Annotated in this window: 2 protein-coding genes; both read right to left on the reverse strand. The window is 42.6% G+C overall.

Translation table 11 applies throughout. From position 1 onward, the window contains the following. On the reverse strand, positions 1-403 hold a 403-nt coding region (locus ACNOHI_RS24935), incomplete at its 3' end, for a DUF1735 domain-containing protein (protein ID WP_420477420.1). Between the two features lie 31 nt (positions 404-434). Further along, positions 435-672: hypothetical protein (locus ACNOHI_RS24940; RefSeq protein WP_420477421.1), on the reverse strand; the 238-nt coding region annotated here is incomplete at its 5' end.

Genomic DNA, 672 nt, shown 5'->3' on the forward strand with positions numbered 1-672 from the left:
CGGATGACAACTGTCCCTGAGGAATAGTAAGCTCCATCGTATTGAAGTCTACCATACCATCAGGCAACTGACTATAATTCGTACCCTTCTCAGCATTGTAAGTATCCACCAGCGATTTATTAACAGAAAAAGACACTTTCAAATCTGCAGAAGCAGGATGTGTACACATAACGGGAGTCGCTGCACCGATATTCTGACCAATGCTGCCAGCTGGCGTATGCGTAACGGAAAAGACATACTTGTTATAGGCATTAACAGTGTAGCTCCCTACAGGAAGATATACCCTGTTTTCAGTGTCCCCTGTTATGTCATAATGTTCGCTGTCCTTACAGGAATAAAGCAGGCAAGACCCGGCGATGAAGGTGATGATCAAAATACATCTGTAGACTAATAATTGATTCATAGCTTTCTTTTTTTTAACATCAGTCTGATGTTTAGTTACATTTATTTAACTCATCCTGAACCCTGACTACATAGCTGCTCTTATCAAAGGGATTAAGAGTACCATTACCGGCATTGTCTCTGACCGTTTTCGACCAGTCCATATCATACCCATGCCCGGTGGCATCTTTGAAAATGGCACCGTTACCTTCATTAAATTTCCAGTAAGCCACTAACCCTTCGAGGTGAGGATCAACTGCACAATTGCCAACTTTGATCTCACTTGGAGCC

Origin of the sequence: Noviherbaspirillum sp. ST9 (assembly GCF_048799745.1) — a bacterium.
In the GTDB taxonomy this organism is placed as follows: domain Bacteria; phylum Pseudomonadota; class Gammaproteobacteria; order Burkholderiales; family Burkholderiaceae_D; genus Noviherbaspirillum.